Annotated in this window: 16 protein-coding genes; 13 read left to right on the top strand and 3 right to left on the bottom strand. The window is 72.5% G+C overall.

Annotated features, from left to right (window positions below; genetic code table 11):
* Nucleotides 1-32: 32 nt before the first annotated feature.
* Nucleotides 33-1661: an FAD-dependent oxidoreductase gene (locus tag IO30_RS0138990; RefSeq protein WP_031151309.1), complete on the bottom strand. Its 1629-nt coding sequence runs from the start codon at nt 1659-1661 to the stop codon at nt 33-35.
* Nucleotides 1662-1938: 277 nt separating this feature from the next.
* Between IO30_RS0138990 and IO30_RS0138995 the strand changes: the two genes are divergently transcribed.
* From IO30_RS0138995 to IO30_RS0139035, 9 genes are all read left to right on the top strand, one after another.
* On the top strand, nt 1939-3039 hold the full coding sequence (locus IO30_RS0138995) for a SchA/CurD-like domain-containing protein (RefSeq protein WP_031151311.1): 1101 nt from the start codon (nt 1939-1941) through the stop codon (nt 3037-3039).
* A 63-nt stretch (nt 3040-3102) separates the two neighbouring features.
* Nucleotides 3103-3546: a cupin domain-containing protein gene (locus IO30_RS0139000; RefSeq protein ID WP_031151313.1), complete on the top strand. Its 444-nt coding sequence runs from the start codon at nt 3103-3105 to the stop codon at nt 3544-3546.
* Nucleotides 3543-4814 carry a beta-ketoacyl-[acyl-carrier-protein] synthase family protein gene (locus tag IO30_RS0139005; protein ID WP_031151315.1) on the top strand — a complete coding sequence of 424 codons (1272 nt, stop codon included), beginning with the start codon at nt 3543-3545 and terminating at the stop codon, nt 4812-4814. The genes IO30_RS0139000 and IO30_RS0139005 overlap by 4 nt, the downstream gene beginning before the upstream one ends.
* Nucleotides 4811-6049, top strand: a complete 1239-nt coding sequence (locus tag IO30_RS0139010) for a beta-ketoacyl synthase N-terminal-like domain-containing protein (RefSeq protein WP_031151316.1) — start codon at nt 4811-4813, stop codon at nt 6047-6049. Before IO30_RS0139005 ends, IO30_RS0139010 begins: the two co-directional genes overlap by 4 nt.
* Before the next feature lie 35 nt (nt 6050-6084).
* Nucleotides 6085-6339: an acyl carrier protein gene (locus IO30_RS0139015; RefSeq protein ID WP_031151318.1), complete on the top strand. Its 255-nt coding sequence runs from the start codon at nt 6085-6087 to the stop codon at nt 6337-6339.
* 1 nt (nt 6340) lies between these two features.
* Nucleotides 6341-6820 (top strand): SRPBCC family protein, encoded by a 480-nt coding sequence (locus tag IO30_RS0139020; RefSeq protein WP_031151320.1) that lies wholly within the window; start codon nt 6341-6343, stop codon nt 6818-6820.
* A gap of 21 nt (nt 6821-6841) precedes the next feature.
* Nucleotides 6842-7183, top strand: coding sequence for a TcmI family type II polyketide cyclase (locus IO30_RS0139025; RefSeq protein WP_031151321.1), 342 nt, complete (start codon nt 6842-6844; stop codon nt 7181-7183).
* 103 nt (nt 7184-7286) lie between these two features.
* Nucleotides 7287-8000: an NADPH-dependent FMN reductase gene (locus IO30_RS0139030; protein WP_373316404.1), complete on the top strand. Its 714-nt coding sequence runs from the start codon at nt 7287-7289 to the stop codon at nt 7998-8000.
* A 114-nt stretch (nt 8001-8114) separates the two neighbouring features.
* Entirely contained in the window at nt 8115-8750 is a 636-nt protein-coding gene (locus tag IO30_RS0139035) for a VOC family protein (RefSeq protein ID WP_031151325.1), read from the top strand.
* Nucleotides 8751-8807: 57 nt separating this feature from the next.
* Here IO30_RS0139035 and IO30_RS45805 read toward each other — a convergent pair whose 3' ends face one another.
* Both IO30_RS45805 and IO30_RS0139045 read right to left on the bottom strand, forming a co-directional pair.
* Nucleotides 8808-11201 carry an ATP-binding protein gene (locus tag IO30_RS45805; protein ID WP_031151327.1) on the bottom strand — a complete coding sequence of 798 codons (2394 nt, stop codon included), beginning with the start codon at nt 11199-11201 and terminating at the stop codon, nt 8808-8810.
* Nucleotides 11198-11896, bottom strand: a complete 699-nt coding sequence (locus IO30_RS0139045; RefSeq protein WP_031151328.1) for a response regulator transcription factor — start codon at nt 11894-11896, stop codon at nt 11198-11200. Before IO30_RS0139045 ends, IO30_RS45805 begins: the two co-directional genes overlap by 4 nt.
* 195 nt (nt 11897-12091) lie before the next feature.
* On the opposite strand from IO30_RS0139045, the gene IO30_RS0139050 reads away from it, so the two are divergent.
* The 4 genes from IO30_RS0139050 (at nt 12092) to IO30_RS0139065 (ending at nt 14570) form a co-directional block, all read left to right on the top strand.
* The gene (locus IO30_RS0139050; RefSeq protein WP_031151330.1) at nt 12092-12475 is read left to right on the top strand and encodes a hypothetical protein; all 384 of its coding nucleotides are present in this window, start codon (nt 12092-12094) and stop codon (nt 12473-12475) included.
* A 66-nt stretch (nt 12476-12541) separates the two neighbouring features.
* Nucleotides 12542-12829: a hypothetical protein gene (locus IO30_RS0139055; RefSeq protein WP_031151332.1), complete on the top strand. Its 288-nt coding sequence runs from the start codon at nt 12542-12544 to the stop codon at nt 12827-12829.
* Nucleotides 12830-12943: 114 nt separating this feature from the next.
* Nucleotides 12944-13864, top strand: a complete 921-nt coding sequence (locus IO30_RS0139060) for a MurR/RpiR family transcriptional regulator (RefSeq protein ID WP_031151334.1) — start codon at nt 12944-12946, stop codon at nt 13862-13864.
* A gap of 316 nt (nt 13865-14180) precedes the next feature.
* The gene (locus tag IO30_RS0139065) at nt 14181-14570 is read left to right on the top strand and encodes a hypothetical protein (protein ID WP_031151335.1); all 390 of its coding nucleotides are present in this window, start codon (nt 14181-14183) and stop codon (nt 14568-14570) included.
* The last annotated feature ends 37 nt before the right edge of the window (nt 14571-14607 follow it).

The following is a 14607-nucleotide window of genomic DNA, read 5'->3' on the forward strand; positions in this document are numbered from 1 at the left end:
GAGCGCGGCCGGCGGAAGGGAGGGGGAGTCGGTCACGCCCGGCGCAGCACCGTCGAGAGCACGCCGGACAGCACGGCCTCCGGGTCGTCCACGGCGCCCTCCGAGCGCCACGCCACGAACCCGTCGGGCCGTACGAGCACCGCGCCCTCCGGCGTCAGCCCGTGGGCCTCGGCCCAGTCGGCGCCGTTCTCCTGGACCAGATCGGCCCCGGCGTCGCCCACGGTGTAGGCGTCCAGCCGGGCCGAGAGCCGTCCCGCCGCCCGTTCGGCGGCCGGCCCCCACGGGGTCCCCGTACCGCTGAGCAGCACGAAGGAACGCTCGTAGAGGTCCAGGGTGGAGATCCGCTCGCCCGCCCTGGCCAGCCACAGGTGCGGGGCCCGGGTCCCGGTGTCACCCATCAGGCGCAGCGCGTCGGGGATGATCGCCCGGCCGGGCTCGCCGCCGACGACCGCGCCGTCCGGGTAGCAGTAGCCCATCGCCGTGGGCAGCACCCCGCTGCCCGGCCCGCCGCCCATCGTGGGCGGCGGCGCGTACCCGGGGTGGCTGTGCTCCGCGGAACGGGCCGAGGCGCGCTCGCTCGTGGCCTTCGCCACCGGCAGCCGCTCCGACTGGTACGTGTCGAGCAGCGGCATCCCGGCCGACCCGTCCAGCACCGCCGCGATCTTCCAGGCGAGGTTGTGCCCGTCCTGGATGCCGGTGTTGGAACCGAAGGCCCCGGTGGGCGACATCTCGTGGGCGGCGTCCCCGACGAGGAACACCCGGCCCGAGGAGTAGCGTTGCGCCACCCGTTCGGCCGCGTGCCACGGCGCCTTGCCGCCGATCTCCACGTCCAGGTCGGGCGCGCCGATCGCATTGCGGATCTGCTCCACGCAGCGCTCGTCGGTGAAGTCCTCCAGCGTCTCGCCGTTCTCCGGGTGCCAGGGCGCGTGGAAGACCCACTGCTTGTCGTTGTCCACCGGCAGCAGGGCCCCGTCCGCACCCGGACGCATCAGGTAGCAGACGATGAAGCGCAGGTCACCCAGGACGTCGATGAGGCGTTCGGAACGGAAGGTGACGCTCACGTTGTGGAACAGCTCGCCACTGCCGGTCTGCGGGATGCGCAGCTGCTCCCGGACGGGGCTGCGGGGTCCGTCCGCCGCGATCAGGAAATCGGCGCGCACCGTCGTGTGCTCACCGGTGTCCCGGTTCTTGACCACCGCGGTGACCCCGGTGTCGTCCTGGTCGAAGGTCATCAGTTCGGTGGAGAACCGCACATCGGCGCCCTGCGCCCGGCTCTGCGTGGCCAGGACGGGCTCGATGTTGTTCTGGCTGCACAGGCACCAGCCCGTCGGGCTGAAACGGCGCAGCGCACCGGACGGGTCGATCTCCTTGATCAGCCAGTTCCGGTCGCCGCTCGTCAGTGACTGGGCCTGCAGAATGCCCTGGACGCCCTCCAGTACGGCCGCCGCCTGGCGGATCGCGCCCTCCGCCCCTGCCGTACGGAAGAGTTCCATGGTCCGGGCGTTGATGCCGCGGCCGCGCGGATGCGCGGAGGTTCCGGAGTGCTTCTCGACGAGCAGGTGCCTGACCCCGAGACGGCTCAGGAACAGCGAGGTGGACAGGCCCACGAGAGAGCCGCCCACGACGAGAACCGGTACACGAACATCGGCTTTGTCTTCCATCAGCTGCGGGCTCCTGTTTTCTGTGTGGGGGAGTGGACTCTTTATGCCCCCGATCGGTGGTCAGGCCCAAGTGATTCGCCGGTTGTCACCCGCTTGATCCGGACATGTAGCGGTACGTCCCCTCTCGGACGACGATGAGCGACAGCGGCTCCCCCTGAGATGTGCCGGCCTGCTCTGCCATGGCGAGAGGCTGCGGCCGGTCCGGGCAGACGCCACCGATGACGGACGAGGGGTCCGTGCGCGATGGATCTCCACCCCCTCACGAAGGAGTGAGTAGATGACAACCACCCTGTCCGAACGGGTGTCGCAGTCAGCCTTCGACGGCTCCATGCTCCGGGTCGTACTGCTGATGGACCTCCACGAGGGGACCCAGCAGCAGTTCTTCGAGGCGTACGAACAGCTCCGCCACGACATCGCGTCGGTTCCGGGCCACATCAGCGACCAGCTGTGCCAGTCCTTCGAGAACCCCTCGCAGTGGCTCATCACCAGCGAGTGGGAGAGCGCGCCCCAGTACCTCGCCTGGGTGAACAGCGACCACCACGCCGAACAGGTGAAGCCGCTGGGAGCCTGTGCCCGCGCGATGCGCCCGCTCAAGTTCACCGTGCTGCGCGAGACCGGACGCGGCTACGACCAGGCCGCGAGGCCCTCCACCGCCCGGCTCCAGGACACCCCCCGCCTCGGTGCGGACATCGTCCGCCACGCGCTGACCTTCACCGTCAAGCCGGGCAGCGAGAAGAAGGTCGCGGAGATCCTCTCCGACTACGCCTCCCCCAAGGCCCGGGTCGACGACCACACCAGACTCTGCCGCACCTCGCTGTTCATGCACGGCAACCGCGTCGTGCGCACCGTCGAGGTCCAAGGAGACCTGATGGCCGCCCTGCGCCACGTCTCGGAACAGCCCGAGGTGCGCGCCGTGGAACAAGCCATCAACCCCTACCTGGAGAAGGACCGGGACCTGAACGATCCCGAGTCCGCGCGGATGTTCTTCATGCGCGCCGCGCTCCCGGCGGTCCACCACATCGCCGCACCGGAAGCGGAGTCCGAGGACGTGACGCGACACGCCGTCTTCTACCCGGCCCGGCCCGGCTGCGGCCCGGCGCTCGCCCGCTTCCTCGCCCGACAGGACGAGGACGCCGCCCGCCGCCCCGAAACCCCCGTTCGGAGCAGCAGCATCTTCCAGCGCGACGACATCGTCGTCCGCCTCATCGACGTCCGCGGCCCGCTCGACGCCGAGCCCGAGACCACCTTCGGGATCCACGGCGCGCGCAAGGCAGCGGTTCTGGACCGGCTGACGGCCCCCGGCTCCGCCGAGCGGGCCGGCGCCCAGCGCCACACCATGGACCTGATCACCGACCGCCGGGCCTCCGCGCAGTCCTGATCCCTCCCCTGCCCCCCACCCCCCAGCCCGTCCAGGCTTCCCACACGCCAGGAGGAACCCGCCATGACCAGACAGCGCCCACGCATCGTGGACCTCAGCGAGACGCCGCCCAACCGCCGGCGCGGAGGCGATCTGAGGGCGGTGCTCACCCCGACCTCGGTGGGTTCGACCAGTGGCTTCATGGGCCTGGCGATCATGGCCCCCGGTGAGTCGATCGCCGAGCACTACCACCCGTACTCCGAGGAGTTCGTGTACGTGGTCAGCGGGCACCTGGAGGTCGACCTCGACGGCGAGGCCCACCCCCTGCGCACCGACCAGGGACTCCTGGTCCCGCTGAACGTGCGCCACCGCTTCCGCAACGTCGGCGACGTCGAGGCCCGCATGGTCTTCCACCTCGGTCCGCTCGCCCCCCGGCCGGAGCTCGGCCACGTGGACACCGAAGAGGCCCCGCACCCGGAGAGCACCGCGTGGGAGCAGCCCCCGGACCGTACGGGAGCGGTCTCGTGACCCGCCGCCGTGTGGCGGTCACCGGGGTCGGCGTCGTCGCCCCCGGTGGAATCGGCGTCACCGCCTTCTGGGACCTGCTCTCCAACGGCCGTACGGCCACCCGCGGGATCACCCTCTTCGACCCGAAGGGGTTCCGCTCCCGGATAGCCGCGGAAGTCGACTTCGACCCCGCCGCGCACGGCCTCGGCCCCGAGGAGACGGCCCGCGCGGACCGTTACATCCAGTTCGCCCTGGTCGCCGCCCGGGAGGCGGTGGCCGACTCCGGACTCGACCTGACCACGGACGAGGCCTGGCGCACCGGGGTCTCCCTCGGCACCGCCGTCGGCGGCACCACCCGTCTGGAGCACGACTACGTCGCCGTGAGCCAGTCCGGAGCCTGGTGGGACGTGGACCACAAGCTCGCCGGACCCCACCTGCACCGGGCGTTCACGCCCGCCACCCTCGCCTCCGCCGTCGCGGAGCAGACGGGGGCGCGCGGCCCGGTGCAGACCGTCTCCACCGGCTGCACCTCCGGCCTCGACGCCATCGGGTACGCCGTCCACTCCATCGCGGAAGGCCGGATGGACGTCTGCATCGCAGGCGCCTCCGACTCACCCATATCGCCCATCACGGTGGCCTGCTTCGACGCCATCAAGGCGACCTCGCCGAACAACGACGACCCGGCCCACGCCTCGCGGCCCTTCGACGCCGACCGGGACGGATTCGTCCTCGGCGAAGGCGGCGCCGTCCTCGTCCTCGAGGAGCTGGAACACGCCCGCGCCCGCGGAGCGACCGTCTACTGCGAGATCGGCGGCTACGCCACCTTCGGCAACGCCCACCACATGACCGGGCTGACCGCCGAGGGCCTCGAAATGGCCCGGGCCATCGAAACCGCCCTGGACCAGGCCCGGATCGACGCGAGCGACATCGACTACGTCAACGCGCACGGCTCCGGGACCAAGCAGAACGACCGCCACGAGACCGCGGCGGTCAAGCGGGTCCTGGGCGACCACGCCTACAAGACGCCGATGACCTCCATCAAGTCGATGGTCGGCCACTCCCTCGGCGCCATCGGGGCCATCGAACTGGCCGCCTGCGTCCTCGCGATGACCCACCAGGTGGTACCGCCGACGGCGAACTACCAGACCCCGGACCCCGAGTGCGACCTGGACTACGTCCCCCGCACCGCCCGCGGTCGCAAGCTCCGCAACGTGCTCTCCGTCGGCAGCGGGTTCGGCGGATTCCAGTCGGCCGTCGTCATGACCCGGCCGAAGGAGGAGGTCTCGTGACCAGCCGCACGGTCATCACCGGCATGGGCGTCGTCGCACCCAACGGGATCGGCGCCGAGGCCTTCTGGAAGGCGACCCAGTCCGGGCTCAGCGTGCTCGACCGGGTCACCCGGGCGGGCTGCGAACACCTGCCGCTGCGGGTCGCGGGCGAGGTCCGGGGCTTCGACCCCGGGGCGATGGTCGAGGACCGCTTCCTCGTCCAGACCGACCGGTTCACCCACCACGCACTGGCCGCCGCCGACCTCGCCCTGGAGGACGCCCGGCTCGGCCGGGCCGACTACGAGGGCGACCCCTTCTCCTTCGGGGTCGTCACCGCCGCCGGATCCGGCGGCGGTGAATTCGGACAGCGCGAACTCCAGAGGCTCTGGGAACAGGGACCGCACTACGTCGGCCCGTACCAGTCCATCGCCTGGTTCTACGCCGCCAGCACCGGCCAGGTGTCCATCCGCCGCGGGCTCAAGGGCCCCTGCGGGGTGGTCGCCAGTGACGAGGCCGGCGGACTGGACGCCTTCGCCCACGCCACCCGCGCCATCCGGCAGGGCAGCCGGGCGATGCTCGCCGGGGCCACCGAGGCCCCCCTCGCGCCCTACTCCATCGTCTGCCAGCTGGAGTACGACGGGCTCAGCACCCTGGACGACCCCGAGCGTGCCTACCGGCCGTTCACCACCCAGGCCTGCGGGTACGTCCCCGCCGAGGGCGGCGCCATGTTCCTCGTCGAGTCCGAGACCGAGGCCCTGCGGCGGGGTGCCACCGTACGCGCCGAACTGGCCGGCCACGCCGCCACCTTCACCGGCACCCGGCGCCGGGACGCCCAGGGCGAAGGACTGGCCCACGCGATCAGGCAGGCGCTGCACGAAGCGGGCTGCGCCCCCGAGGAGATCGACGTGGTCTTCGCCGACGCCCTCGGAACCCCCGAGGCCGACGCCGCCGAGGCGGCCGCCCTCGCCGACGCCCTCGGCGCGCACGGCCGCAAGGTACCGGTGACGGCGCCCAAGACCGGCACGGGCCGGGCCTACTGCGCGGCGCCCTCCCTCGACACCGCGGCCGCGGTCCTGGCCATGGAGCACGGCATCATCCCGCCGACCCCGAACGTCTACGACGTGTGCCACGACCTCGATCTGGTCACCGACGGCGCCCGCACCGCGGAGCTGCGCACCGCACTCGTACTGAGCCGCGGCCGGATGGGTTCGAACTCCGCACTCGTCCTGCGCAGCGGCCGGGCCGTGTCCCGGTAGGAGCAGTCCCTCCCCTCGTAGGAAGAGAGACCCCCATGTCCGACCGACTGACCATGGAGGAGCTGGCGGCCCTGATGAAGACCGCCGGCATCACGGTCGACCCGGCCGAGATGGCGGACCGGCAGGACTCCGCCTTCGACGAGTACGGCCTCGATTCGCTGGGGCTGCTCGCCGTCGTCGGCGAGCTGGAGAACCGGCGCGGCCGGGCGCTGCCCACCGACGCCGACCGCTGCAAGACCCCCCGAGAGTTCCTCGACCTCGTCAACAACAGCCTGATGACAGGAGCCTGACATGGCAGGGCACACCGAGAACGAGATCACCGTCAACGCACCCGTCGAGGTCGTCTGGGAGATGACCAACGACCTCCCGAGCTGGCCGCAGCTGTTCAGCGAGTACGCCTCGCTGGAGATCCTCGAGCAGGAGGGGGACACCACCAGGTTCCGCCTGACCATGCACCCCGACGAGAACGGCAAGGTGTGGAGCTGGGTCTCCGAGCGGACCGTCGACCGCGACGGCCTCACCGTCCGGGCCCGGCGCGTGGAGACCGGCCCGTTCGCGCACATGGACATCCACTGGCAGTACTTCAAGGTGCCGGGCGGCACCCGGATGAAGTGGACGCAGGACTTCGCGATGAAGCCGGACGCCCCCGTCGACGACGACTGGATGACCGACAACATCAACCGCAACTCTCCGATCCAGATGGCGCTCATCCGGGACAAGATCGAACAGCGCGAGCGCGAGACCCGCACCCCCGCCGTCAGCCGGCTCTGAAACGAAAGGCGAGCACCCCCGATGGCCCCCACGCACCGCGCTCTGATCGTCGCCCGCATGGCGCCGCAGTCCGCCCCCGACATCGCCCAGCTGTTCGCCGCCTCGGACGCGGGCGAACTCCCGGACCTGGTCGGCGTCACCCGCCGCAGCCTGTTCCAGTTCGGTGATGTGTACCTCCACCTCATCGACTCGGACCGGCCGCCCGGACCCGCGATCGCCCAGGTCACCGAGCACCCGGAGTTCCGGGACCTCAGCGACCGGCTCACCGCCTACATCAGCCCGCACGACCCGGACACGTGGCGCAGCCCGAAGGACGCGATGGCCAACGAGTTCTACCGCTGGGAACGCCCCGGCAAGAGGTGACCCGAGCGGCCCGGCCGGGACCCGCACACCGCGTGTGCGGGTCCCGCCGCGTGCGCGGCCCGGCCGCGCGGACCCCATCCCAGCGCCGAGAGCAGGAGACGCAGTGACCTCCACCGAACACGGACCCGACCGCTTCCCGGCGGACCCCGCCTGCCCGCACGACGGCGAGCACGCCCGTTCCGCCCTGCGCGTGCTCGTCCTGTCCGGGTCCTCCCGCACCGGTTCGGTCAACGCCCGGCTGGCCGACCTCGTCGCGGGTCTGTTCGTACGGGCCGGCGCCGGCGTGGACCCCGCCACCCTCGCCGACTTCGCCATGCCGACGTACGACGGGGACGCCGAGGCCGACGGCGGGCTGCCGCCGGGGGCGCTCGCCCTGTGCGCACGGATCGAGGCGGCCCAGGCCCTGGTCATCGCCTCGCCCGAGTACAACGCCTCCGTGTCCGGCGCCGTGAAGAACGCCATCGACTGGGTGTCCCGCTTCCGCCCCCAGCCGTTCAAGGACAAGCAGACCCTGCTGGTCTCCGCGTCGCCTTCCCTGGTGGGCGGCAACCGCGGCCTGTGGGCCCTGCGCGTCCCGCTGGAACACCTCGGCGCCCGGGTCTACCCCGACATGTTCAGCCTCGCCACGGCCCACCAGGCCTTCGCCGAGGACGGGGCCCTCCTCGACCAGGGCCTCGGCGAACGGCTCGGCACGACGATCGGCTCCTTCCTCGAACTCGCCGAGGCGGACACCCGCTACCTGTGCCTGCAACGCCGCTGGTACGAGTTCCTCGGCGACCGCACCGACGCCCCGGTCACCTCCCGGGCCCAGGACTAGGCCCTCCCGGTTCGTGGGCCAGGGCGAGGCGGCAGCGGTGCTGCCTCGCGGACGCGGCCGGGGCGGCGGGCGTGGCGTCGGGATTTGTGCGGGTTGTCGGGTGATGATGGCGCCGTGCGACTTGATCACGTGTCCTATGCGGTGGCCCGCGACAGCTTCGTCTCCACCGTCCAGTGGATCGGATCGGCCCTCGGCGCCGGGTTCGTCGACGGGGGCGTCCACCCGCGGTTCGGCACCCGCAATTTCATCCTCCCGCTGAGCGGCGGCACCTACGTCGAGGTCGTCACCACACTCGACCACCCCGCCGCCGACCGCGCACCCTTCGGCCAGGCCGTCGCGCGCCGCGCCGCCGAGGGCGGCGGCTGGCTCGGCTGGGTGGTCTCCGTAGACGACATCGCCCCGGTCGAAGCCCGCCTCGGCCGCACCTCGGCCGAGGGCCACCGCGTCCGCCCCGACGGGTTCGACCTGAGGTGGAAGCAGATCGGCCTGCTGGAACTGATGGAGGACCCGCAACTGCCCTACTTCCTCCAGTGGCTGGTCCCCCAGGAGGAGCGCCCCGGCGCCGACCCGCGCACCTCCACCACCATCCACGGGGTCTCCCTCGCCGGCGACGCCGCCTCCATCGCCGAATTCCTCGGCGAACCGGCCGACCACCCCCTCGACCAGATCGACGTCACCTGGGTCGAGGACGAGGAACCGGGCCTGGTCGCGGTCGAGTTCGCCACAGCCCGCGGCCCGGTCACGATCTGACCAGGGCCCGACTGCCCCGCGGGAGCAGCCGGCCGGGTCTCCTGGCCGACGAGCTCGTCAGGCCCGGGCTGCTCCGCGCTCAGGCGGGCCCGGGCGCCTCGTGCCCGGGAGGTCGACCTCCGCCAAGGTGAGGTCGGCCGAGTCCTCCACCTCCGCCCGCTCTCCGGCGAGCAGCTCCCGCAGGGCGGCCGCCCGGCCCGGATCGCCCGGCGAGGCGAGCAGGCTCACCCCTGACCGCAGGGCCCCGTACTGGATGCTCAGCACCAGGTCCGCCGGGGCCCGCCGGTCCCGGAGCGCGGCGGTCAGCATCGCGTGCACCAGGTCCGGACGGACGCCGCCGCCGGAATCCGCCCGGTCCTCCTCCTCCGCGTACGCATGGATGTCCACCCTGCACCCCGCCCGGCGGGCCCCGTCGATCAGGGCGCGCAGCGGCCGGTCCAGCACCCCCGACAGGTGCAGCTCGTCGCGCAGCGACTGTCCGAGCCTGCTCGCCCGGCCCCGGACCTCGTCCGCGTCCCCCGCCGTACCGGAGGCCAGCACCCGCAGGAACGGCAGGACCAGTTCGTCCAGCTCGGACAGCTGCCTGCCGTGCTGGGCCCGGCGCGCCCGCGCCGCGGACTCCGCGGCCACGACGGCCGTCCGGGTGGCCTCGGCGTCCAGGACGGCACCCCCCAGGCGGTTCACGGTACGGCCGATCACGCCGCCCATGACCACCCCCATCACCGGGGCGACCAGCGCCGGCAGCGCCGCGACCACCGCGTGCAGGGCCGACCCGCCCTCCGGCTGCCGGGCCGCGACCAGCACGAGGATCCCGGCCTCCTCGCAGGCCAGCGCCAGCACCACCTCCCATCGGGGACGCACGGTCACCAGCAGGGTCAGCAGCGGGGTGATCGCACCGATGGGCCATGAGGTGTAGTCCGCGACCCCCTCGGCGGGGATCACCAGCAGGCTGCTGACCGAGCCGCCCACGGCGAACGCCGACCAGCCCAGCGCCGCCCGCCGCCCGATGCCCCGGTCCGCCCGGGCGAGCATCAGCCCGGTCGCCGCCGCGAGCACCCCGTACCAGGGCAGGTACCAGACCATGCCGGGGGTCCGCGGGGCGTGTACGGCGGCCACCCAGCCCATGACCGCCAGGAAGGGCAGGCACACGGCGGACAGCGGCCGCCGGACGTCACCGATCGCAGCCCTGATCGTCTCGGCCCGGCTGCGCGGACGCGCCGGCCCGGGGGCGGGCCGGTCCTGCGCCGCCCGCCGCCAGCGCAGGCGTACGGTCGTGCCCCGCCCGGGCGCGCTGATCACCTCCGCGGAGCCGCCCACGTCCGCCATGCACTGGTGCACCGACCGGCGCAGCCCGAGGGAGGTCCGGCGCACCCGGTCCGGGGCGAACCCGACGCCGTCGTCCGAGACGGTCAGGGTCATCCCCTCCCCGCTCCCGCTCCGGCCCCCGTCCGCGCCCGCGGTCGCGCCGCCGTGGTCCTGCAGCTCCACCCGTACCCGCGTGGCGTCGGCGTACAGCCCCGCATTGCGCAGGGCCTCCGTCGCCGCCCGTACGCAGGCCTCGCCGACGTCGCGGGGGAGCAGCAGCCCGCCGGGCGGCAGGTCCACGCTCACGCGCGGCCCCGGACCGGCGCCCGCCGCGGTCGCCGCCACCGCCACGATCCGGGCGACGGCGTCCTCACCGAGCCGGGCGGCGAGATCGACCCCGGCGTCCTCGTCCGTCCCGGCGGGCACCGAGGTCAGACCCGCCACCGCGCGCCGGGCCTGGGAACGCTGCTCCGAGGCCGGGACGCCGGGCCGGGAAGCGGCCCGCAGCGCGGCGCCCACGTCGTCGTGCAGCAGCCGCTGGAACTCCCGGTGCGCCCGGCGCGCGGCCTGGGCCTGCGCCGCCGCCGCGACGGCGTCCAGCTTGGCGCGCACGGCCGCGTCCGCCCGCAGTCCCGCCCCGCGCAGCACCGGGGCCAGCGCCGCGGCCGCCATCGCGGAGGCCGCCGGGGGCCACACCCCCTCCAGCGCCCCGAACGGCCCCTCGGCGCGCAGACTCGCCGCCGCCTGGGCACCGAGGGCCGGCAGCGCGGCCGTCCAGCCCGGGCGGCCCCCCAGGAAACCCACGGCGAGCAGCACCGCGGACACCGTCGCCATGCACCGCAGGCCCACGGAGAGGGCGGGCGGCTGCTCCAGGGCGTACGCCGCGTGCACCGCCAGCGCCACACCGGTGGCCGACAGGGCGTCCCGTGCGCCGGAGAGCTCCGTCCGCCATCCCCGGAGCGCCGTGACGGCGAGCAGCGCGACGAACAGCACCGAGGACGCGAGCGTCAGCGGGTACCGGGTGCCGGACGAAGCGGCCAGGGAGACGGCTGTCGCCGACCACACCGCCGCGAAGAGCACCGCCAGCCCGGCGTACGACCGCTGGAGCGCGCACTCCACCCCGAAGCGGTAGGTCCCGCGGATCACCGGTCCGGCCGGGGGTCGGGGGCGACCTCGATGTGTCCGTCGACGACCGACCGCCACACCAGCTCGTTGTTGTCGGTGAGCTGGTGGCCGTCCTGACGGGAGAAGGCGTGGATGGCCCGCTTGCGGTGGGTGTTGACCGTTCCGGTGCTCATGTACAGGCGCCCGGCGATCTGCGGGACCTTCATCCCGCGCGCCAGCAGTTTCAGCACCGCGAGCTGCTTCTCGCTCAGCCGGACGAGGCCCCGAGGGTCGTTGACGATCTGGTGGGCGAGGCGCCCGGACACGTACGAGTCGCCCGCGTGGGCCGCCCGTACCGCTTCGAGGAGCTCCGTCTCCGGGTCCTCCTTGAGCACCAGGCCCAGGGCTCCGGCCTCGATGCCCCGGCGGACGACCACGGGCCGGTGCTCCCGGGTGAACAGCAGGACCCGCGAACCCGCCTCGCGCAGCCGGGTGACGTTGTCCTCCACCTGGCTGCCGTCCCCCAGCTCGATGTCGAGCAGGACGACCGAGGGGACCGAGGTCACCGCGGCGAGGAGGGAGGTGACGTCCACCTCCAGCCCCACCCACTCGATGTCCGGGGCGAGTTCGGCGAGGCAGCTGCGCAGCCCCCACCGCACGACCGGGTGGTCGTCGACGGCCGCGAGCCGGACCGGCTCGGCGGCGTCCTGTGTACCGGTGGGTTCGTACCCGCTCATCGGTTCCCCCTCGACATGGGCAGTGCGTGACTCCGCTTCCCAGAACTATCACCGCCGAACCCGCCCTGTCTGTCCCGGACTTCGGGGACAGACAGGGGTGGCGCCGCGGGGCCAGCATCGAGGGGCCGCCGCACCCCGGACCGGGGCGGGGAGGGCGTCGGCGGACCGACGGCAGAACGAGACCGAGGAGTTCCCATGAGTACGTTCACCAAGCGCATCGGCAGTTTCGAATCGCCGCACTCCGTGGAGGACACGCTGAAGATCGTCTTCAGCGGGGTGTCCGAGCAGCTGAGCGACCCCGTCTTCGAGGTGTCGGAACCCGGCCTCGCAGCGGCGGTCTACCTCAGCCGGCTGGACCGCAGCGGGATCACGGTGACGGCCGGCAACAAGATCGACACCTACTTCCGGTTCCTCGTGGACCTCACCCCCACGACCAGCGGCTGCACCGGCGAGGTGTACCTCGACCGCCGCATGGGTGCGATCCGCAGGTGGATGGGGAACGCCATCGGGCTCGCGGGCGGCCTGCAGATCAGCTTCGCGCAGTGCAGCGTACGGACCCGCAGCTGGAAGACCGCCTGAGGACATCAGGACGGACACGGACGCGGACACGGACACGGACACGGATACGGAGCGGAGGCGGCGGTCATGAGCCAGATGAAGTGCCGGTACGGGGAAACCCTGGAGAAGTGCTGCGACCGGGGGTGCGGCCGGTGCACGGCGGGATACGTGTGCCCGCGGCACGGCAAGAACTGGGCCTACACGACGGGCGGCGGGCTGTTCACGGCCGGCCGTGCGGGCAGCGGTGCGAAGTGCCGCAAGGACGGCAAGGCCGTCGTCAACTGCCCGGCCTGCCGGGGCCAGAGCGGCAAGACCTGTAGTGCCTGCGGAGGGACCGGCCAGACCTGCCCCACGCACGGCCGTTACTGGAACTGAAGAGGGCCTGCCGGTCCCGGCGACGCCGCTGTGCGTCGCCGGGACCGGCCGGTTCGCCGAACACGGGGCGTGAGCTATGTTTGAACACGAGTGACATGAGAAGGAGGCCCTCGGGTGTCATCGGGCCAGCAGGCACGCGCACAGGCGGCTGCGATCAAGCCGAGCGGCCAGCCGTCGACGGAACAGGGCCGTGCCCCCGCCGACCGGCTCCTCGCACTCTTCGACGGGCACCGGCTGTCCCCGGGACAGCGCCGGATCGCCCAGTACATGATCGACCACCTCACCGAGGCGGCGTTCCTCTCGATCACCGAGCTCGCCGAGAGGGTGGGCGTCAGCCAGCCCTCCGTGACCCGCTTCGCCGTCTCCCTCGGCTTCAGCGGCTATCCGGCCCTGCGGGAGGTCCTCCAGCCGATCGCGCTCAGTGCGGTGGCCGGGGCCCCGGACAGCGGCGAACAGATCCGCCGCAACGAGCTCCAGGCCGCCGTCGACGCCGAGATCGAGAACCTGGAGAACGTACGCCGCCTGCTCGCCGACACCAACCAGGTGCTGGACCTCGGCCGTGAGCTGGCCCGGTCGGTGCCGCTGACCGTGCTCGGCCTGCGGATCTCGGTCTCCCTGGCTGAGTACTTCGCCTACGCGGCCCGGCGCATCCACCCCGACGTACGGCTGGTGACCCGAGGGGGCAGCGTCGCCTTCGACGCGCTGCTCCAGTCCAGGGCTGCGGGCGGCAGCTGGGTGCTGGCCTTCGCCATGCCGCGGCACGCCAAGGAGACCCTCGCCGCGGTCAGGGCCGCCCGCAGCACGGGGCTGCGCGTCGTGCTGATCACGGACCCCACGCTGGGGCCGCTGGTGGACGAGGCGGACGTGGCGCTGACCGCGGGGACCGGATCGCGTCTCGTGTTCGACTCGTACGCGGCTCCCGGCATGCTGTCGGCCGCACTACTTCAGGCCATGGCTGATGCGGACCCCGAACGGACGCAGTCGCGGCTCGAAGGGTATGAACAGGTCGCTGACCAGCATGGATTCTTCCTCTAGGGAAGTTTTTGAAGGTTTCTTGAGGAATATATTCAGGCCACGCGGTGCATGAAATTTTTCATGCGCTTGCTTACTCGACGGTATATATGTTTACTGACGGCGGCGCCCCGGATCCTCCAGATGCCAAGGAAGACGTCCCCACGTCCTCCTAGAACAGACTCGCAGCGTGACGCTCCTCCTCCTCGCGTCATGGCTACGGGTCGAGTCAGGCCCTCGGATCCCGCAGAGCGCCCTGGCGGCCTCGGTCAACCCCTGGGCCGAGGCCGCCCCCAGCACCATCTCGGTCAGAGTTCGACACCACTCGGAAGTGACGAGAATGCCCCAGACGGCCACCATCACACGCAGCCCGGACTGGCCCATGCAGGTCAAGGCCCCCGGGACCCACGACTGGGAACGCTCGGCCACGCGCTGGCTGCGTGACCTGATTCCGGCCCGCTACGGCAGCTATCTCACCCTGACCCGCCATCACGCGCTCCTCGGCCGCCACGTGCAGCTCCAGTTGCAGCACGAGATGCGCGCGGTGCGCGTGGCCCTCCAGACCAGCCGGGCCGAACTGCCCGTGCTCGGGGTGGCCGAGTCCGTCATCGAGAACACCATCCGGATGTACGCCGTCGAGCTCGAACAGCTCAGCCGCCTCGCCCGCGGCGCCCGGCTCGTCACCGACGCGCTCCTGGTGAACGCCGTCCCCGGCGCGCGCAGGCGCTGACGGGGCGGCAGGGACGGTCGCGGGGCCGGATTCCCCG

The sequence above is a fragment of the Streptomyces xanthophaeus genome (assembly GCF_000725805.1).
Lineage (GTDB): Bacteria > Actinomycetota > Actinomycetes > Streptomycetales > Streptomycetaceae > Streptomyces > Streptomyces xanthophaeus.